The sequence below is a fragment of the uncultured Cetobacterium sp. genome, assembly GCF_945952365.1.
GTDB lineage: Bacteria > Fusobacteriota > Fusobacteriia > Fusobacteriales > Fusobacteriaceae > Cetobacterium_A.
In genome coordinates this window covers 1-16488 of sequence record NZ_CAMFHX010000009.1, presented here as the reverse complement: position 1 = coordinate 16488, position 16488 = coordinate 1, and the positions used below count along the sequence as shown (strand labels likewise).

The following is a 16488-nucleotide window of genomic DNA, read 5'->3' as shown; positions in this document are numbered from 1 at the left end:
AAGAGTGAAATTTAAATTTCACTCTTGGTTTTATATTTAATTAAGCTGCAGTTACTTCTTTAGCAATTGGTCCTTTATTTCCATCTTCTACAACAAATGAAACATTTTGTCCTTCTTCTAAAGTTCTAAACCCTTCCCCAATAATTCCAGTAAAGTGTACGAAATAATCTTTTCCCTCTTCACATGTTACAAAACCAAATCCTTTTTCTTTGTTGAACCATTTTACTGTTCCTTTTAACATTTTAACCTCCGAATGATAATAAAAGTATAGTAAGTCCCCCTAGGCACTTTATGGATATATTATACATTAATAAAGTCTTATTTGCAATACATTTTGTTTGTTTTTTGAAGAAAAAATGATTTTTTAACCTTTGTTTGAAATTTAGGACATTTTTTTTGTTTTGTTTAATTTTATAGCATTTTAAATTAAAAAAAAAGAGAACTACAATGTAGTTCTCTTTCCAAACGAATTAGAATTATACTAATTCGATTATAGCCATCTCAGCAGAATCTCCCTTTCTTACAGAAGTTCTGATGATTCTTGTGTATCCACCGTTTCTCTCAGCATACTTTGGAGCTAAATCGTTAAATAACTTAGCTACAGCCTCTTCGCTTCTTAAGAAAGCGAAAGCTTGTCTTCTGTGTGCAAGAGTTCCTTTTTTACCAAGAGTTACCATTCTCTCAGCAAACTTTCTAAGTTCTTTTGCTCTAGTAACAGTAGTTTCTATTCTATCTGATAAAATTAGAGATATTGTTAAGTTCATTAACATAGCTTTTCTATGATCAGCTCTTCTCCCTAACTTTCTATATGATTTATTGTGGTTCATTAGTCAGTTAGCCTCCTTATCTAATTATTCTACAGATCCATTTCCATTCAGATCGAACCCAAGTTCTTTCATCTTTTCAAGGATCTCATCTAGTGATTTTCTTCCTAGATTTTTTATTTTTAGAAGTTCGTTCATTGACATTTTTGCCAATTGTCCTACTTCTTCTATTCCAGCCTTCTTTAAACAGTTAAATGATCTAACAGTCAAGTCAAGCTCTTCTATTCTAGTGTTCATTATATCATCTGTTTTGTTTGTTGATGTTGGAGTTTCCTCCTCTTCCTCAAGATCTACTCTTAAGTGATCCATTCTGTTTCCTAAATCTAGGAAAGGATCTAAATGATACTTTAAAAGCTCTATAGCATAAGAGATTGCATCTCTTATCTCTACACTTCCATCAGTTTCAATATCTAAAGTTAACTTGTCGAAATCAGTCATTCTTCCAACCATTGTATCCTGAACTGAGTAAGATACTTTTTTAATAGGTGTGTAGATAGCATCAACTGCTATAAAATCTACAGCCCAATCTTTTTTCTCTATCTCTTCAGCAACAACAAATCCTTCACCAGTATCAACTATAAATTCCATATCTATCTCTCTATCTGTAGTTAACGTACAAATAATTTGATCAGGATTTACAATTTCTAGTCCAATATCTGGTATTATATCAGCAGCTGTAACAGTCTTAGGTCCCTTTGCAGAAAGAGTCATTTTTCTTTCTCCAGCAGTTTCTGCCTTTATTACTACCTCTTTTACATTTAGCATTATTTCAGTAACGGCCTCTTTTACACCTTCCATAACTGAAAATTCGCTTAGTACTCCATCAATTCTAACTCCTTTGATGGCAGCACCAGGTATAGATGATAGTAAAACTCTTCTCAAAGCATTACCAATTGTATGTCCATATCCTCTATATAAAGGTTCTATAACATATTGACCTGAAAAGTCACTTGTTTTTAATTCGGTAATGTTAATACCCTTAGCATGTTTTTCTATTTTTAACATTTAATCAACTCCTGTCAAAGGATTTATTATCTTGAATAGAACTCAACTATTAAAGCTTCGTTTAGATCGAAATCTAAGTCGTCTTTAGTTGGGTTCTGAAGAACTTTTCCTGCGAAGTTAGCTTTATCTAACTCTAACCATGCTGGAACTGCTTTCTCTTCTATTGCAGTTTTGATTAACTCAATGTTCTTTGAGTTCTCAATTACTGATACTACGTCCCCTGCTTTTACTCTGTAAGATGCAATGTTAACTCTTCTTCCGTTAACAGCAACGTGTCCGTGAGACACTATTTGTCTAGATTGTCTTCTAGTTTTAGCGAATCCTAGTCTGTAAACTACGTTCTCTAATCTTCTCTCTAAGTATTGGATTAAAGTTAAACCAGTAACTCCATCCTTTCTTGAAGCCTCTTCATATAATTTTCTGAATTGCTTCTCCATTACATTGTATATAAATTTAGCTTTTTGCTTTTCGTTTAACTGAATTGCATACTCTGTAGGCTTTTTGTTTGCATTTGGTCTTGGTCCTCTATTAGAAGATTTATTTACTCCTAAGATAACTGGATCAATTCCAAGAGCTCTACATTTCTTTAAAACAGGTTGTCTATTTCTTGCCATCTCTTTATTGTTCCTCCTTACACTTTAATAAATTACTACGATAATGAGCTGAAGGTGTTATTACACTCTTCTTCTTTTTGGTGGTCTACATCCGTTGTGTGGAACTGGAGTTACATCAGTTATCTTTGTAACTTCTAATCCTGCAGCTTGTAGAGATCTGATACATGCCTCTCTACCTGATCCAGGTCCTTTCACTTTTACTTCAACCTTTTTCATTCCATTTTCCATTGCGATGTGAGCTGCTTGCTCTGCTGCGATTTGAGCCGCAAATGGAGTTCCTTTTTTAGTTCCTTTGAAACCAGAAGTTCCTCCTGATTTCCAACTTACTACTTTACCATCAACATCAGTAATTGCTACTATTGTGTTGTTGAAAGTTGAGTGTATATGAGCTACTCCGTTAGGAATATTTTTCAATTTCTTTTTGATTTTAGCTACTTTTTTCTTAGCCATTTTTTAAGCTACCTCCTTACGATAAAATTCCGTTTTTAACTATACTATAATTAGCTTAAAACTATCTCTTTATAGGTTTTTTAGGACCTTTTCTAGTTCTTGCATTTGTTTTTGACTTTTGTCCTCTTACTGGTAAGTTCATCTTGTGTCTTGAACCTCTGTAACATCTAATGTCCATAAGTCTCTTTATTGCAAGTCTGATCTCTTTTCTAAGATCTCCCTCTACCTTGATAGTTTCAACAATGGCTCTGATTTTGTTTAACTCTTCTTCAGTTAAATCCTTTACTCTAGTGTCAAAGTTTACTCCTGCTTCTGTTAATACTTTTTGTGAAGTTGGTTTTCCAATTCCATAAACATAAGTTAAAGCAATCTCTATTCTTTTGTTTCTAGGAATATCTACTCCTGCGATTCTAGCCAAAATTTTTCCTCCTCTTCCGAAAATTTTATATATCCGTCGGTATAAAAACCAACTAAGACTTTCTTCGGTATGCCTCTTTCGAGTTACTAGCTCTACAGCCTAACATACCTTTACAGTACTTCCCATGTCAGTACTAGTTTGCAAAACTTTTCAAGTTATCCTTGTACTTGTTTGTGCTTAGGGTTGTCACAGATAACTCTGATTTTCCCGTGTCTCTTGATAACTTTACATTTGTCACAAATAGGCTTAATTGATACTCTTACTTTCACTTAATTACCTCCTCTCGTGATCATAACTTTACTTTTTTCTGTATACTATTCTTCCCCTAGATAAATCATAAGGAGAAATTTGTACCGTTACTTTGTCTCCTGGTAAAATTTTAATGTAATTCATTCTCATTTTTCCAGAAATGTGCCCTAAAATTGTGTGTCCATTCTCTAATTCCACTTTAAACATCGCATTTGGAAGGGCCTCTAATATAGTTCCTTCTAATTCGATAACATCCTTTTTCGACATACTACCTCCTATCGAACAGAAATTCATATTATTTTAACATTTATTTTACAAAAAGTCTAGCTAATTTTTAACTATTTTTTGTTGTATTTACTACGCTAATTCCGTTAAAATAACTGGCTTTCCATCTATTACGGCAACAGTGTGTTCGAAGTGCGCCGAACGCTTTCCATCTCTTGTCACTACTGTCCACCCATCATCGATTATATTCACTTTGTAAGTACCAATATTTACCATTGGCTCTATTGCTAAAACCATTCCTTCCTCGATTTTTAAACCTCTACCTTTTCTTCCGTAGTTAGGTATACAAGGATCTTCATGCATAGCTTTTCCTACTCCATGCCCAGCAAAGTCTTTAACTACAGTGAAGCCATTTGCTTCAACATATTTTTGGATTGCATTTCCTACATCTCCAAGTCTATTTCCTGCAAAAACTTGCTCTATTCCTATTCTTCTTGCTTCTTTAGTAACATCGATTAATTTTTGTGATTCTTCATCAATCTTTCCTACTGGGAATGTTATTGCAGAATCTCCGTAGAAACCATCCATTCTAGCTACTACATCAACACTTACAATATCTCCCTCTTGAAGAATTCTTTTTTCTTTTGGAACACCATGAACCACTTCTTCATTCACAGAGATACACGAACCTGCTGGGAATGGATTTATTGGTCCTCCAACTCCTACAGTTGCTAACTCTGCTCCATTTTCAATTAAGTAGTTTTCAATAATTTTGTTTAATTCATATGTTGAAATACCTGGTTTTATAAACTGAGGTAAATACTCTGCATATAATCTTGCAATTAATTGACATGGTTTTTTGATTTTTTCAATCTCTTCTCTAGTTTTTAATATAACCATATTTTTCCTTTCTAGATATCTAAAAATTATCCTAAAATGTTAAAGATTTCCTTTGCAATTTCATTGATCTCTTTAGTACCATCTAACTCAACCATTACTCCTCTTTCAGTATAGAAGTTAAATAATGGTGCTGTTTGCTCATGATAAGCTGATAATCTATTCTCTACAGTTTCTTTATTATCATCTTTTCTAACTATTAAATCTGCTCCACAATAATCGCATTTATCCTCTACTTTTGGAGGATTATTTACAACGTGGAATGATGCTCCACAGCTTGGACAAACTTTTCTTCCAACAACTCTTCCAACAATTAACTCATCTGGAACATTTAAAGAAATAACTTTATCTAAGTTCATGTTAAGATCTTTTAAAAGTATTTCTAAAGCTTCTGCTTGAGCTAAAGTTCTTGGGAATCCATCTAAGATAAATCCTTTTTTACAATCTTCTTGAGATAATCTATCTTTTATTATTCCTATGATTGTTGAATCTGGAACTAATTTACCTTCATCCATAAATTTTTTGGCTTCCATACCCATTTCAGTTCCTTCTGATATAGCTGCTCTTAGCATATCTCCAGTTGAAATTTGAGGAATTCCATATTTATCTATTATGAATTTTGCTTGAGTTCCTTTTCCTGCACCAGGTGCTCCAAATAACATTATGTTCATTAGTTTCATCTCCTTTATTTTAAATAAAAAGGGCACGACTTATGCCGTGCCTAGATTTTATAAAAATCCTTTATACTCTTTCATGATAAGATGAGCATCTATCTGTTGTACTGTATCTAGTGCAACCCCTACTACTATTATAATTCCTGTTCCACCAAAGAATACTGGTAGTCCAAAGGCTTTAAATAGAACCATTGGTGCAATTGCGATTAAAGCTAAGAAAATAGCTCCACCCCAAGTTATTCTAGTTACAACTCCTTCAAGATAATCAGCTGTATCTGCTCCAGGTCTAATACTTGGAATCGTACCTCCACCTTGCTTTAGATTTTCTGCAACCTTTTCAGGATCGAAAACTATAGAAGTGTAGAAGAACGAGAAGAATATAATTACAGCAGCAAATAGTATTAAGTATACAGGATGCTGGTCACTAAATATTCTAGCAAGTACTACTTTTCCAGAAAACTCTCCTGGAAGAACGTTTACTACTAAAGAAGGTATCATCATAACCACTGAAGCAAATATTACAGGCATAACACCTGAGCTATTTAATTTCAATGGGATATATGAATTTTGACCCATTCCATTATTTCCAGCAAATCCTCTTCCTACATAGTGAACTGGTATTTTTCTTTGTCCTAATTGGAACACAACAATTCCTGCAATCGTTAAAACTGCAGCAACTCCCACTAATAACAAAACAGGAATAAGAAACTTACTCCCTCTCATATCTTGTATAGTTTGGATAACAGCTCCCGGTGCTCCAGAAATAACATTTAAAAATATTAGTAGCGAAACTCCGTTACCTATCCCTTTGATAGATATCTGTTCCCCTACCCACATTAAAAATATTGTTCCTGCCGTTAAAGTTGTTATTGTTGATAAGAAAAATGTAAACCCTGGTGTTGTTACTAATCCTACAGATTGTAACCAAGTGCATACTCCAATTCCTTGGACTATAGCTATTACAATTGTTAGATATCTTGTCCATTGAGTAATCTTATTTCTTCCTGACTCTCCCTCTTTTTGAATTTCTTCAATCTTAGGAATTATTACAGCAAGTAAACTAAATACAATTGATGAATTGATATAAGGTACAATTCCCAATGCAAATATAGATACTCTTTGGAATGCCCCACCCGAGAACATATTAATGTATCCTAGTAAATCACTCTGTGCAGTCATTTGAGCTAAACGATCAATGTCCACACCAGGAGCAGGGATATATGTCCCTACCCTAGCTACTAGGAACATTAATAAGGTGAAGATGATTCTCTCTCTCAGTTCCGGAATTTTAAATATACCTCTAATCTTCGTTTCAAACTTTTCAATTAAACCCAAAATTCTTCACCTCACATTGAAATAACTAGTTGTATATTACTTGTTATTTTTTGCTACATCAGCAAAAGTTTTTACTTCTATAATTTCTACAGATCCACCTTTTGCTTCGATAGCTGCTTTTGCAGAAGCAGAAACTTTATGAGCTTTTACAGAAACTTTCTTTTCTAGCTCTCCGTTTCCTAAAACTTTGATTCCTGCAAGAGTTTTCTTGATAATTCCAGCTGCTACTAATAGCTCAGGAGTTACTTCAGTTCCCTCTTCGAATCTATTTAAATCACATAAGTTTATTACTGCATAATCTTTTCTGAATATAGCGTTAGAGAATCCTCTCTTTGGAGTTCTTCTATATAAAGGCATTTGTCCACCCTCGAAGTAAGGTTTTACCCCTCCTCCAGCTCTAGAGTTTTGACCATTGCTTCCTTTTCCAGCAGTTTTTCCTAAACCTGAAGACTCTCCTCTTCCGATTCTTTTTCTAGCTTTTCTTGGTACAGAAGGCTTTAATTCATTTAATTTCATTGATTATTGCACCTCCTCTACTTTTATTAGGTAAGAAATTAGAGCGATTTTCCCCATTAATTCTGGAGTCACGTTATGCTCTCTAACATCATTCATCTTCTTAAGCCCTAGCGACTTTGCAGTAGCTATATGGTTAGGCTTTCTTCCGATTATGCTTTTTACAAGCTCTATTCTAAGCTTTGCCATCTTTTTTTACCTCCTAGCTTAAGATTTCCTTTACTTCTTTTCCTCTTAAAGCTGCAACCTCTTCAGCAGTTCTTAATGCTGCTAAACCTTCGATTGTAGCTCTTGCAACGTTGTGCTTATTTCTTGATCCTTTGATTTTTGTAAGGATGTTGTGTACTCCTGCTAACTCAAGAACCTCTCTACAAGATGATCCTGCGATAACTCCAGTACCTTCGTAAGCTGGTGCCATCCAAATTGATGTTGCTCCCCACTTACCAACGATTTCATGAGGAATAGTAGTTCCTTTTAACGAAACCTTTACCATGTTTTTCTTAGCAGCAGCGATTGCTTTTCTGATTGCATCAGGTACACCATTCGCTTTTCCTAATCCCATTCCTACGCTTCCTTCAGCGTCTCCTACAGCAGCTAAAACTGAGAAAGATATTGTTCTTCCTCCTTTAGTTGTCTTAGAAACTCTAGAAATCTTTAATAATTTCTCTTGAAATTGTTTTTCTTCTTTAACTAACTTAGACAAGTGAAGTCCTCCTCTCTACAAGAATTAGAATTTAAGTCCTGCTTCTCTTGCAGCCTCTGCAAGGGCAGCTACTCTTCCTGTGTATTTATAACCAGATCTGTCAAATACGATAACAGATATATTTTTTGCTACAGCTCTTTCAGCTATTAGCTTTCCAACAAGCTTAGCAGACTCGATGTTTCCACCGTGTTTTACATCTCCTTTGATCTCTTTAGCTATTGTAGATGCAGAAACTAAAGTTACTCCATTTACGTCATCAACTAATTGAGCAAAGATGTTGTTGTTTGATCTATATATAGAAAGTCTTGGTCTCTCTGCTGTACCAGAAATTTTGTTTCTGATAGATAAGTGCTTTCTTCTTCTAATAGCGTCTCTATTAACTTTCTTAAACAACGTTTTAACCTCCTTATTCTCAGCATACTAACTAATTTTAGTTAGTATTATGATTTCTTACCTTCTTTTCTTCTGATTACTTCGTCAGAATACTTAACCCCTTTACCTTTGTAAGGCTCTGGAGCTCTCTTAGATCTGATGTCAGCAGCAACTTGTCCTACTACATCTTTCTCTATACCTTCAATGTGGATAGTTGTATTTTTCTCAACTGTCATTTTGATTCCTTCAACAGCATCGATTACAACTGGGTGAGAATAACCTAAAGCCATCTCTAATCCAGCATTTTTCTCAGTAGCTCTGTATCCAACTCCTACTAATGTAAGAGTTTTCTTGAACCCTTCAGCAACTCCAACAACCATGTTGTTTAATAGAGCTCTTGTAGTTCCGTGTATAGCTCTTACAGCTGGTAAGTCATTTGGTCTAGCAACTGTAATTTCGTTGTTTTCTACATTTATTGTTAACTCTTCGTTAAAATTCTTAGTTAAAGTACCTTTAGGTCCTTTTACAGTAACTACATTTCCTGCAGCTACTGTAACTTCTACCCCAGCAGGTACCACTATGATCTTTTTACCTACTCTTGACATATGGCTACCTCCTAGTTTTTACCAAACGAATGCAAGAACTTCTCCGCCCATATTTTCTCTTCTAGCTACTCTATCAGTTACGATTCCTTTAGAAGTTGAAACTATAGCGATTCCTAAACCTGATAATACTCTAGGCATATCTTCTACAGAAGAATAAACTCTTCTTCCTGGCTTAGAAATTCTCTTGATTCCTTTGATTACTCTTTCTTTTCCGTCATACTTTAAGTATACTCTTATATTCTTTTTATTTCCATCTGTTACAATCTTATAGTTAGAAATGTATCCCTCTTCCTTTAAAATCTCAGCGATTTTCTCTTTCATGTTAGAGTGAGGAACATCTGTTTTCTCGTGCATTACAGCATTTGCATTTCTAACTCTTGTTAACATATCTGCAATTGGATCTGTTAAAAACATCTATTAAATCCTCCTTTCATCAATTACCAAGATGATTTCTTTACACCTGGAATAAGTCCAGCACCTGCTAATTGTCTGAACTTAACTCTCGAAATCCCGAATTCTCTCATGAATCCTCTTGGTCTTCCATCTAATTGACATCTATTTTTCTTTCTAACTTCTGAAGAGTTCTTAGGTAATTTGTTTAGCTCAAACATAGCTTCCATATCTCCCTCGTTGATTCTCTTCTTCAGTTCAGCTCTTTTTTCAGCATATTTATCGCATAAAGTTGTTCTTTTTGTTTCTCTAGCGATCATTGACTTTTTAGCCATTTATTCTTAACCTCCTCACTATTTACTTTTTGAAAGGCATTCCGAATGCCTTAAGTAAAGCTCTTCCTTCTTCATCTGTTTTAGCTGAAGATACTATAGTGATAGACATTCCTAAAAGCTTGTCAACTTTATCAAACTCGATCTCAGGGAAAACTAATTGATCTCTTAATCCTAAAGAGTAGTTTCCTCTTCCGTCGAATGAATCCGCTGGAACTCCTTCGAAGTCTCTTACTCTTGGAAGAACTACATTTACTAATCTATCTAGAAAATCGTACATTCTCTCTTTTCTTAAAGTAACTTTTGCACCGATTGGCATTCCTTCTCTTAACTTAAATCCAGCTTCTGATTTTTTTGCTTTTCTTACAACTGGTTTTTGTCCTGTGATTATTGCTAAATCAGCCATTGCAGAATCGATTAACTTAGTGTTTTGAGTTGCCTCTCCTACTCCCATGTTAACAACAATTCTGTCTAACTTTGGACATTCCATAACGTTTGATAATCCTAACTCTTTCATTAAGTTAGCAACTATTGTCTCGTTATATAACTTGTGATATCTAGAAACGTATTTAGACACTTACGTTCTCCTCCTCTCTTATAAAGTTTCTCCAGATACTTTAGAGTATCTTACTTTTTTACCGTCCACAAACTTGTATCCAACTCTAGTTGGTTTACCAGCTTTCTCATCAAATAACATTACTTTTGAAGAGAACATTGGAGCTGGTTTAGTTACAACTCCACCTTGTGGGTTTATTTGTGAAGGTTTCATGTGCTTTGTAACCATGTTGATGTTCTCAACAACGATTTTTCCTTTTTTAGGGAACACTTTTACTACCTTACCTGTTTTACCTTTATCTTTTCCAGATATTACGAAAACTGTATCTCCAGTTTTTACATGTAATGACTCTGGTACAAATTTAATCTTAGGTTTAGCCACGACAATTAGCCTCCTCTCTCAATTATATTACTTCTGGAGCTAGTGATACTATCTTCATGAAGTCTTTAGCTCTTAATTCTCTTGCAACTGGTCCGAATATTCTCGTTGCTTTTGGATCGTTGTTGTTGTTTAAAACAACAGCTGCATTATCATCAAACTTGATGTATGATCCATCTTCTCTTCTTAATTCTTTTCTAGTTCTAACAATAACTGCTTTTACTACGTCTCCTTTTTTAACGTTTCCACCAGGTATTGCTTCCTTAACTGATGCCACAACAATGTCACCGATTCTACCGAATCTTCTTCTAGATCCTCCAAGAACTCTTATAACCATAAGTTTTTTAGCTCCCGAGTTATCAGCAACATTAAGGATAGTTTGTTGTTGTACCATTAAATTATCCTCCTCTCAACAATAATTTGGATTATTATTTAGCTTTCTCTATAATATCAACTAGTCTCCATCTCTTATCTCTTGATAATGGTCTAGTTTCCATGATTCTTACTTTATCTCCAGTTTGAGCTACGTTGTTCTCATCGTGTGATTTGAACTTCATAGTCTTCTTAACTCTCTTTTTGTAGATTGGGTGTAATGTCATTGTTTCGATAGCAACAACTATCGTCTTGTCCATCTTATCTGAAACAACGATTCCTTCTCTTACTTTTCTCTCGTTTCTCAAGATTTTGACCTCCTCTTCTTAAGAATCTATATTGTAAACAAAAGATTTAATTATCTTTCGTTTAATATAGTGTTTATTCTTGCGATCTCTCTTCTTACTTCTCTTATCTTAGCAGTGTTAGTTACTTGTCCTAATGATAGTTGGAACTTTAGGTTGAATAATTCTTCCTTAAGCTCTTTACACTTTACTACTAAGTCTTCAGTAGATATTTCTCTTATTTCCTTAGCTCTCATTAGTTCTCACCACCATTCTCTCTTTTTACAATCTTACATCTAATAGGAAGTTTCATAGAAGCTTTTCTTAAAGCTGCTATAGCTTTCTCTTCAGTAACACCAGATACCTCGAACATTATTCTTCCAGGTTTAACTACTGCTACCCAACCTTCTACGTTTCCTTTACCTTTACCCATTCTCACTCCAGCTGGTCTAGCAGTGATTGGCTTATCTGGGAATATTCTAATGAAAGTTTTACCTTCTCTTTTGAATGTTCTGTTGATTCCAACTCTACAAGATTCAATCTGTCTGTTTGTTATCCATGCTGGTTCAAGGGCTTGTAATCCGTAATCTCCGAAAGCAACAGTGTTACCTCTTTGAGCTGTACCCTTCATTCTTCCTCTAAACATTTTTTTATGTTTTGTTCTTTTAGGCATTAACATGATTACGCTTCCCCTCCTTCCTTCTTAGTTGGAAGTACTTCACCGTGGAAGATCCAAACCTTGATTCCAAGAGCTCCATAAGTTGTATGAGCTGTAGCTGTTGCGTAGTCGATATCGGCTCTTAATGTATGTAGAGGTACTTTTCCTTCTACTACCCACTCAGATCTTGCGATCTCAGCACCATTTAATCTTCCAGAAACCATAACTTTGATTCCTTTTGCTCCAGACTTCATTGCTCTCATAACAGCTTGGCTTATTGCTCTCTTATATGCTACCCTTTTCTCGATAGATGTAGCAATATTTTCAGCAACTAAAGTTGCATCTTTGTTAAATTCTTTAACTTCTTGAACTTTAACTGTAACTTTTCTTCCAGTTAATGTTTCAAGTTTAGCTCTTAAAGATTCTATTTCAGAACCTTTTCTTCCGATGATTATACCAGCTTTAGCTGTGTGTATTAAAACTACAACGTGTGATGGAGAAGTTCTCTCGATTTTTACCTTCGAAATTCCCGCGTGGAAGTAGTTCTTCTTGATCATATCTCTGATCTTTGTATCTTCATGGAAGAACTTTGCGTATTCTTTTTTATCTGCATACCAGATAGAATCCCAAGTTCTTGTTATTCCAAGTCTCAGTCCTCTAGGGTCTACTTTTTGTCCCACAGTCTTACCTCCTTACTACTTTTCAGACACTGCCACAACAATGTGTGCTGTTGGTTTTCTTATTATATCTGCTCTTCCCATTGCTCTAGGCATGATTCTTTTTAGAGCTGGTCCGTCATTTATCATTATAGTTGATACTACTAACTTTTCTTCGTCCATATTGAAGTTGTTAGTTGCATTAGCAATTGCTGATGCTAGTGTTTTCTTTATAAATCTAGCCGCTTTTTTGTTAGTAAATTCTAACGTATCTAAAGCTTCTAATGCTGATTTTCCTCTCACTAAGTCTGCTACAAGTCTAGCTTTTCTTGGAGATAATCTTACGAATCTAGTTATTGCTCTAGCTTCCACTAGTCCAACCTCCTTTTTCTACTATTTGATTTATTATAATAAATCAATTATTTTTTCTTTTTCTTTTTGTCTACACCGTGACCATAGTATGTTCTAGTTGGTGCGAACTCACCTAGTTTATGTCCAACCATTTGCTCTGTTACATGAACTGGTATATGTTTCTTTCCATTGTAAACACCGAAAGTTAATCCTATAAAGTTAGGGAATATAGTTGATCTTCTTGACCAAGTTTTTATTACCGCTTTTATATTTTCAGTAGCAACTGCTTCGTCAACTTTCTTCATTAAGTGGTGGTCACAAAAAGGTCCTTTTTTTAATGATCTAGCCATTACCTATTAGCCTCCTCTCGAAAATTACTTTTCGTTTCTTCTTCTTACGATAAACTTGTCAGAAGTTTTTCTTCCTCTTGTCTTAACACCATGAGCTGGTTTACCCCAAGGAGTCATAGGAGATTTTCTTCCTACTGGAGCTTTACCTTCTCCTCCACCATGTGGGTGATCACAAGGGTTCATTACAGATCCTCTAACATGAGGTCTTCTTCCTTTGTGTCTGTTTCTTCCAGCTTTACCTAGTGAAACTAGGCTGTGCTCTGAGTTTCCTACTTCACCGATAGTTGCCATACATTCTCCGTGAACTAATCTTAATTCACCTGATGGTAACTGAACGTGACAGTAAGTTCCTTCTTTTGCAACTAGTCTTGCTGCAGTTCCTGCAGATCTAACTAATTGTCCACCCTTTCCTCTTTGTAACTCAACGTTGTGTATCTGTGATCCAACAGGCATCTCTTTTAATTTAAGAGCATTTCCTGGCTTTATTTCAGCATTTGAACCAGCCATTACGATATCACCTTTCTTAAGTCCCTTTGGAGCAAGAATATATCTCTTTTCTCCGTCTGCGTACGATAATAGAGCAATGTTTGCTGTTCTATTTGGATCGTACTCAAGTGATACTACCTTTGCAGGTACATCTAATTTATTTCTCTTAAAGTCGATGATTCTGTAAAGTCTTTTGTGTCCCTTGTCTCTATTTCTACAAGTTCTGTGTCCATAGTTATCTCTACCATAAGCAGATTTTAATGGAGTAGTTAAAGACTTTTCAGGTCTAACTTTATCTAAATCTTCGTTAACTAATCTAGACATATGTCTAGTACCATTAGTTATAGCATTTAACTTTCTAATTGCCATCTTTGTTAACCTCCAAAATTTCCTGACCTATAATTATCTTTAGCTTTATCCTTATTTATTTATAAAGAACTAAACTTCTAATTATCTTTCAATTATACTTCTGCGAAGTAAGTTATTGTGTTTCCAGCAGCTAATTTAACAATAGCTTTTTTCTTAGCTTGAGTCTTGTAAAGTTTCATTCCATGTCTTTTAGTAACTGGCTTTACGTTGATTGTAGCTACAGATTCAACTTTTACGTTAAATATAGTTTCGATAGCTTTTCTGATCTCAACTTTATTTGCTTTTGGACTTACCTCAAATGTGTACTTGTTGTAATCTCTTCTTAAAATCTCAGTTTTTTCAGTGATTACAGGCTTCTTTACGATATCGTAAGCAGTCATTATGCAAGCACCTCCTCGATTGTCGTTAACGCTTCCTTAGTTACGATAACTTTCTCTTGCTTTAATAACCAGTAAACTCCAATCTCATTCGGTTGAAGAACTACTGCGTTCTCTAAGTTTCTAGCTGATAAGTATAAGTTGTAATCAGCTTCTGTAGCAAGGTCATTTACAACGAATAATTGCTTTGTGTTAGCTGTTAAAGCGTTAGTTAAAGCGATTATCGTTTTTGTTTTTGGAGTTTCTATAGTTCCATCAAGAACTAAGATTTCTCCAGCAGCAACTTTCGCAGAAAGTGCTGATCTTAAAGCAAGGTTTCTTACTTTTTTGTTTACTTTTTTCTCGTATGATCTTGGTTGTGGTCCGAAAGTAACTCCTCCACCTACCATGTGTGGAGCTCTGATAGAACCTTGTCTAGCTCTTCCAGTTCCTTTTTGTTTGAAAGGCTTTCTTCCTCCACCTTTAACCATAGCTCTAGTTTTAGTAGCTGCAGTTCCTTGTCTAGCAGCTGCTAACTCCGCAGTTAATACTTCATGTAATACTGCTTGATTAGGCTCGATTCCAAATACAGAATCTTTAACTTCTACAGTACCAGTTTGGTTACCTGCTAAGTCATATATGTTTAAAACTGCCATTATTTTCCTCCTTCCTCATCTACTAACTAATTATTTCTTTACAGCTGGTTTAACAACGATATATCCGTTCTTTGGACCAGGTACTGCACCTTTAATTAGTAGTAAGTTGTTTTCTGCGTCAACTTTAACAATTTTTAAGTTTTGAACTGTTACAGTTGCATTTCCGTATTGTCCAGCCATTTTTTTGTTCTTAAGAACTTTTCCAGGCCAAGACGACATTCCTATTGATCCTCCAAGTCTATGGTTTCTAGACACACCGTGTGAAGCTCTGTTTCCACTGAAGTTATGTCTCTTCATAACTCCTGATGTTCCTTTACCTTTTGAAGTACCAGTAATGTCTACGAAAGCAACCTCTGCTAAAGTATCCACTTTGATCTCTTGTCCAAGTTCGATTCCTTCTACTGAATCAACTTTTAACTCTTTAACAAATCTTAACGGCTTTACACCAGCTTTGTTAAAAATTCCCATTAATGGCTTTGTAGTATTTTTTTCTCTTTTTTCGTCAAATCCTAATTGTAAAGCTGTGTATCCATCGTTCTCTGTAGTCTTCTTTTGAAGAACAAAGTTCGGTCCAGCTTCAACAACAGTAACTGGAATAAATTTTCCATCTTCGAAAATTTGAGTCATTCCAATTTTTTTTGCTAAAATTCCTGACATGTCTTTTACCTCCATCAAATAATATATTGGTTGACAACTTGCCCTCGTGGTTCCACCACTTTTCTTTAAAAAAAACGCCAACTTGTATTATTCTGTAAGGATAATTTAATTCTTAGTATCAAATTACCCGAAAATCAGCTGTTTGCTTTTTTTCATCAGAATCTTTTTCAACAAACTATTACGCTTGCTTTATTTCGATTCCAACACCAGCTGGTAAGTTAACTGCTGTTAAAGAAGCAATTGTCTTAGGGTTAGAGTTTTTAATCTCTACCATTCTTCTGTGCACTCTCATCTCGAATTGCTCTCTCGAGTCTTTGTTTACGTGTACTGATCTAAGTACTGTATATTTCTTTATTTTTGTAGGTAGTGGCATAGGTCCTGCAATTTCTGCACCAGATTTCTTTGCTACTTCTACTATCTTTTTAGCTGATTGATCTAATAAAGTGTGATCATAAGCTTTTAAGTAAATTCTTAACTTGTTAGAAGCCATTTTACTTTTCGCACCTCCTTAAAAGTTTCGATTAAAAGAATTAAATAATTCTTTTGTACACTCTGGTAATTATATCACATTTTTTACAAAAAGCAAATGTTTTTTGCTTTTATTTAAAAGTTTTTTTACTTAGCTTTTTTAGGATTATAAAAGGGGACTAAGTCCCCTTTTATATGAACTAAATTTCACTTAGTTTTTAAATTCTTGATTAAGTAAGATTACTTAGTAATTTCTGCAACAACTCCAGAAGCTACCGTTCTTCC

Annotated in this window: 32 protein-coding genes; all 32 read right to left on the bottom strand. The window is 34.8% G+C overall.

Translation table 11 applies throughout. From position 1 onward, the window contains the following. Window positions 1-40: 40 nt before the first annotated feature. Window positions 41-241, bottom strand: coding sequence for a cold shock domain-containing protein (locus tag Q0O83_RS04510; protein WP_294094525.1), 201 nt, complete (start codon window positions 239-241; stop codon window positions 41-43). 235 nt (window positions 242-476) lie between these two features. Beyond that, complete coding sequence (rplQ, locus tag Q0O83_RS04505) at window positions 477-827, bottom strand: 50S ribosomal protein L17 (protein WP_023050832.1); 351 nt, start codon at window positions 825-827, stop codon at window positions 477-479. 24 nt (window positions 828-851) lie between these two features. Continuing rightward, a complete protein-coding gene (locus Q0O83_RS04500) occupies window positions 852-1829 on the bottom strand; it encodes a DNA-directed RNA polymerase subunit alpha (RefSeq protein WP_294094523.1) in 978 nt (325 codons plus the stop codon). A 26-nt stretch (window positions 1830-1855) separates the two neighbouring features. Beyond that, entirely contained in the window at window positions 1856-2443 is a 588-nt protein-coding gene (rpsD, locus tag Q0O83_RS04495) for a 30S ribosomal protein S4 (RefSeq protein ID WP_294094521.1), read from the bottom strand. A 60-nt stretch (window positions 2444-2503) separates the two neighbouring features. Then, the gene (rpsK, locus tag Q0O83_RS04490; protein ID WP_294094518.1) at window positions 2504-2893 is read right to left on the bottom strand and encodes a 30S ribosomal protein S11; all 390 of its coding nucleotides are present in this window, start codon (window positions 2891-2893) and stop codon (window positions 2504-2506) included. Window positions 2894-2954: 61 nt separating this feature from the next. Beyond that, window positions 2955-3311: a 30S ribosomal protein S13 gene (gene rpsM, locus Q0O83_RS04485; RefSeq protein WP_023050828.1), complete on the bottom strand. Its 357-nt coding sequence runs from the start codon at window positions 3309-3311 to the stop codon at window positions 2955-2957. Window positions 3312-3466: 155 nt separating this feature from the next. Beyond that, on the bottom strand, window positions 3467-3580 hold the full coding sequence (rpmJ, locus tag Q0O83_RS04480; RefSeq protein ID WP_185875523.1) for a 50S ribosomal protein L36: 114 nt from the start codon (window positions 3578-3580) through the stop codon (window positions 3467-3469). A gap of 28 nt (window positions 3581-3608) precedes the next feature. After that, the gene (gene infA / locus Q0O83_RS04475; RefSeq protein WP_040407300.1) at window positions 3609-3827 is read right to left on the bottom strand and encodes a translation initiation factor IF-1; all 219 of its coding nucleotides are present in this window, start codon (window positions 3825-3827) and stop codon (window positions 3609-3611) included. Between the two features lie 90 nt (window positions 3828-3917). Beyond that, window positions 3918-4685: a type I methionyl aminopeptidase gene (gene map, locus Q0O83_RS04470; RefSeq protein ID WP_294094515.1), complete on the bottom strand. Its 768-nt coding sequence runs from the start codon at window positions 4683-4685 to the stop codon at window positions 3918-3920. A 26-nt stretch (window positions 4686-4711) separates the two neighbouring features. Continuing rightward, window positions 4712-5353 carry an adenylate kinase gene (locus Q0O83_RS04465; protein WP_294094512.1) on the bottom strand — a complete coding sequence of 214 codons (642 nt, stop codon included), beginning with the start codon at window positions 5351-5353 and terminating at the stop codon, window positions 4712-4714. 57 nt (window positions 5354-5410) lie between these two features. Further along, window positions 5411-6691 carry a preprotein translocase subunit SecY gene (gene secY / locus Q0O83_RS04460; protein ID WP_294094511.1) on the bottom strand — a complete coding sequence of 427 codons (1281 nt, stop codon included), beginning with the start codon at window positions 6689-6691 and terminating at the stop codon, window positions 5411-5413. A 36-nt stretch (window positions 6692-6727) separates the two neighbouring features. Continuing rightward, entirely contained in the window at window positions 6728-7207 is a 480-nt protein-coding gene (rplO, locus tag Q0O83_RS04455) for a 50S ribosomal protein L15 (RefSeq protein WP_047384423.1), read from the bottom strand. Window positions 7208-7210: 3 nt separating this feature from the next. After that, complete coding sequence (gene rpmD, locus Q0O83_RS04450) at window positions 7211-7393, bottom strand: 50S ribosomal protein L30 (protein WP_047384421.1); 183 nt, start codon at window positions 7391-7393, stop codon at window positions 7211-7213. 13 nt (window positions 7394-7406) lie between these two features. Then, window positions 7407-7907: a 30S ribosomal protein S5 gene (rpsE, locus tag Q0O83_RS04445; protein ID WP_294094510.1), complete on the bottom strand. Its 501-nt coding sequence runs from the start codon at window positions 7905-7907 to the stop codon at window positions 7407-7409. A gap of 24 nt (window positions 7908-7931) precedes the next feature. Further along, on the bottom strand, window positions 7932-8300 hold the full coding sequence (gene rplR, locus Q0O83_RS04440; protein WP_047384416.1) for a 50S ribosomal protein L18: 369 nt from the start codon (window positions 8298-8300) through the stop codon (window positions 7932-7934). A gap of 47 nt (window positions 8301-8347) precedes the next feature. Beyond that, the gene (gene rplF / locus Q0O83_RS04435; RefSeq protein WP_294094508.1) at window positions 8348-8884 is read right to left on the bottom strand and encodes a 50S ribosomal protein L6; all 537 of its coding nucleotides are present in this window, start codon (window positions 8882-8884) and stop codon (window positions 8348-8350) included. Between the two features lie 18 nt (window positions 8885-8902). Continuing rightward, window positions 8903-9298 (bottom strand): 30S ribosomal protein S8, encoded by a 396-nt coding sequence (gene rpsH, locus Q0O83_RS04430; RefSeq protein WP_294094507.1) that lies wholly within the window; start codon window positions 9296-9298, stop codon window positions 8903-8905. Between the two features lie 23 nt (window positions 9299-9321). After that, a complete protein-coding gene (gene rpsN, locus Q0O83_RS04425) occupies window positions 9322-9609 on the bottom strand; it encodes a 30S ribosomal protein S14 (RefSeq protein WP_294094505.1) in 288 nt (95 codons plus the stop codon). Between the two features lie 22 nt (window positions 9610-9631). Then, on the bottom strand, window positions 9632-10183 hold the full coding sequence (rplE, locus tag Q0O83_RS04420) for a 50S ribosomal protein L5 (RefSeq protein WP_294094503.1): 552 nt from the start codon (window positions 10181-10183) through the stop codon (window positions 9632-9634). Window positions 10184-10201: 18 nt separating this feature from the next. Beyond that, window positions 10202-10543: a 50S ribosomal protein L24 gene (gene rplX, locus Q0O83_RS04415; protein ID WP_185875512.1), complete on the bottom strand. Its 342-nt coding sequence runs from the start codon at window positions 10541-10543 to the stop codon at window positions 10202-10204. Between the two features lie 22 nt (window positions 10544-10565). Next, a complete protein-coding gene (rplN, locus tag Q0O83_RS04410) occupies window positions 10566-10934 on the bottom strand; it encodes a 50S ribosomal protein L14 (RefSeq protein ID WP_294094500.1) in 369 nt (122 codons plus the stop codon). Between the two features lie 34 nt (window positions 10935-10968). Continuing rightward, window positions 10969-11220: a 30S ribosomal protein S17 gene (rpsQ, locus tag Q0O83_RS04405; protein WP_294094498.1), complete on the bottom strand. Its 252-nt coding sequence runs from the start codon at window positions 11218-11220 to the stop codon at window positions 10969-10971. A 50-nt stretch (window positions 11221-11270) separates the two neighbouring features. Continuing rightward, window positions 11271-11453 (bottom strand): 50S ribosomal protein L29, encoded by a 183-nt coding sequence (gene rpmC / locus Q0O83_RS04400; RefSeq protein ID WP_023050812.1) that lies wholly within the window; start codon window positions 11451-11453, stop codon window positions 11271-11273. Next, entirely contained in the window at window positions 11453-11875 is a 423-nt protein-coding gene (gene rplP / locus Q0O83_RS04395; RefSeq protein WP_294094497.1) for a 50S ribosomal protein L16, read from the bottom strand. Before rplP ends, rpmC begins: the two co-directional genes overlap by 1 nt. Before the next feature lie 2 nt (window positions 11876-11877). Beyond that, on the bottom strand, window positions 11878-12534 hold the full coding sequence (rpsC, locus tag Q0O83_RS04390) for a 30S ribosomal protein S3 (protein WP_294094495.1): 657 nt from the start codon (window positions 12532-12534) through the stop codon (window positions 11878-11880). 15 nt (window positions 12535-12549) lie between these two features. Next, on the bottom strand, window positions 12550-12882 hold the full coding sequence (gene rplV / locus Q0O83_RS04385) for a 50S ribosomal protein L22 (RefSeq protein ID WP_023050809.1): 333 nt from the start codon (window positions 12880-12882) through the stop codon (window positions 12550-12552). A gap of 47 nt (window positions 12883-12929) precedes the next feature. Then, the gene (gene rpsS, locus Q0O83_RS04380) at window positions 12930-13211 is read right to left on the bottom strand and encodes a 30S ribosomal protein S19 (protein ID WP_047384397.1); all 282 of its coding nucleotides are present in this window, start codon (window positions 13209-13211) and stop codon (window positions 12930-12932) included. Window positions 13212-13235: 24 nt separating this feature from the next. Further along, window positions 13236-14066, bottom strand: coding sequence for a 50S ribosomal protein L2 (rplB, locus tag Q0O83_RS04375; RefSeq protein WP_047384395.1), 831 nt, complete (start codon window positions 14064-14066; stop codon window positions 13236-13238). Window positions 14067-14158: 92 nt separating this feature from the next. Further along, window positions 14159-14446, bottom strand: coding sequence for a 50S ribosomal protein L23 (rplW, locus tag Q0O83_RS04370; protein ID WP_023050806.1), 288 nt, complete (start codon window positions 14444-14446; stop codon window positions 14159-14161). Continuing rightward, the gene (rplD, locus tag Q0O83_RS04365; protein WP_294094494.1) at window positions 14446-15078 is read right to left on the bottom strand and encodes a 50S ribosomal protein L4; all 633 of its coding nucleotides are present in this window, start codon (window positions 15076-15078) and stop codon (window positions 14446-14448) included. Before rplD ends, rplW begins: the two co-directional genes overlap by 1 nt. 30 nt (window positions 15079-15108) lie before the next feature. After that, window positions 15109-15735 carry a 50S ribosomal protein L3 gene (rplC, locus tag Q0O83_RS04360; protein ID WP_294094492.1) on the bottom strand — a complete coding sequence of 209 codons (627 nt, stop codon included), beginning with the start codon at window positions 15733-15735 and terminating at the stop codon, window positions 15109-15111. A 178-nt stretch (window positions 15736-15913) separates the two neighbouring features. Next, on the bottom strand, window positions 15914-16225 hold the full coding sequence (gene rpsJ / locus Q0O83_RS04355) for a 30S ribosomal protein S10 (RefSeq protein ID WP_023050803.1): 312 nt from the start codon (window positions 16223-16225) through the stop codon (window positions 15914-15916). Window positions 16226-16488: the final 263 nt, after the last annotated feature.

What these genes read in the sequence shown, in the direction of transcription:
- rpsH (WP_294094507.1), bottom strand. Translation starts at nt 9,298, where the DNA reads ATGTTTTTAACAGATCCAATTGCAGATATGTTAACAAGAGTTAGAAAT.
- rpsD (WP_294094521.1), bottom strand. Translation starts at nt 2,443, where the DNA reads ATGGCAAGAAATAGACAACCTGTTTTAAAGAAATGTAGAGCTCTTGGA.
- rpmC (WP_023050812.1), bottom strand. Translation starts at nt 11,453, where the DNA reads ATGAGAGCTAAGGAAATAAGAGAAATATCTACTGAAGACTTAGTAGTA.
- Q0O83_RS04465 (WP_294094512.1), bottom strand. Translation starts at nt 5,353, where the DNA reads ATGAACATAATGTTATTTGGAGCACCTGGTGCAGGAAAAGGAACTCAA.
- infA (WP_040407300.1), bottom strand. Translation starts at nt 3,827, where the DNA reads ATGTCGAAAAAGGATGTTATCGAATTAGAAGGAACTATATTAGAGGCC.
- rplQ (WP_023050832.1), bottom strand. Translation starts at nt 827, where the DNA reads ATGAACCACAATAAATCATATAGAAAGTTAGGGAGAAGAGCTGATCAT.
- rplF (WP_294094508.1), bottom strand. Translation starts at nt 8,884, where the DNA reads ATGTCAAGAGTAGGTAAAAAGATCATAGTGGTACCTGCTGGGGTAGAA.
- rpsJ (WP_023050803.1), bottom strand. Translation starts at nt 16,225, where the DNA reads ATGGCTTCTAACAAGTTAAGAATTTACTTAAAAGCTTATGATCACACT.
- rplB (WP_047384395.1), bottom strand. Translation starts at nt 14,066, where the DNA reads ATGGCAATTAGAAAGTTAAATGCTATAACTAATGGTACTAGACATATG.
- rplW (WP_023050806.1), bottom strand. Translation starts at nt 14,446, where the DNA reads ATGACTGCTTACGATATCGTAAAGAAGCCTGTAATCACTGAAAAAACT.
- rpsS (WP_047384397.1), bottom strand. Translation starts at nt 13,211, where the DNA reads ATGGCTAGATCATTAAAAAAAGGACCTTTTTGTGACCACCACTTAATG.
- map (WP_294094515.1), bottom strand. Translation starts at nt 4,685, where the DNA reads ATGGTTATATTAAAAACTAGAGAAGAGATTGAAAAAATCAAAAAACCA.
- rplD (WP_294094494.1), bottom strand. Translation starts at nt 15,078, where the DNA reads ATGGCAGTTTTAAACATATATGACTTAGCAGGTAACCAAACTGGTACT.
- Q0O83_RS04500 (WP_294094523.1), bottom strand. Translation starts at nt 1,829, where the DNA reads ATGTTAAAAATAGAAAAACATGCTAAGGGTATTAACATTACCGAATTA.
- rplP (WP_294094497.1), bottom strand. Translation starts at nt 11,875, where the DNA reads ATGTTAATGCCTAAAAGAACAAAACATAAAAAAATGTTTAGAGGAAGA.
- rpsN (WP_294094505.1), bottom strand. Translation starts at nt 9,609, where the DNA reads ATGGCTAAAAAGTCAATGATCGCTAGAGAAACAAAAAGAACAACTTTA.
- rpmD (WP_047384421.1), bottom strand. Translation starts at nt 7,393, where the DNA reads ATGGCAAAGCTTAGAATAGAGCTTGTAAAAAGCATAATCGGAAGAAAG.
- Q0O83_RS04510 (WP_294094525.1), bottom strand. Translation starts at nt 241, where the DNA reads ATGTTAAAAGGAACAGTAAAATGGTTCAACAAAGAAAAAGGATTTGGT.
- rpsK (WP_294094518.1), bottom strand. Translation starts at nt 2,893, where the DNA reads ATGGCTAAGAAAAAAGTAGCTAAAATCAAAAAGAAATTGAAAAATATT.
- rplO (WP_047384423.1), bottom strand. Translation starts at nt 7,207, where the DNA reads ATGAAATTAAATGAATTAAAGCCTTCTGTACCAAGAAAAGCTAGAAAA.
- rplN (WP_294094500.1), bottom strand. Translation starts at nt 10,934, where the DNA reads ATGGTACAACAACAAACTATCCTTAATGTTGCTGATAACTCGGGAGCT.
- rplC (WP_294094492.1), bottom strand. Translation starts at nt 15,735, where the DNA reads ATGTCAGGAATTTTAGCAAAAAAAATTGGAATGACTCAAATTTTCGAA.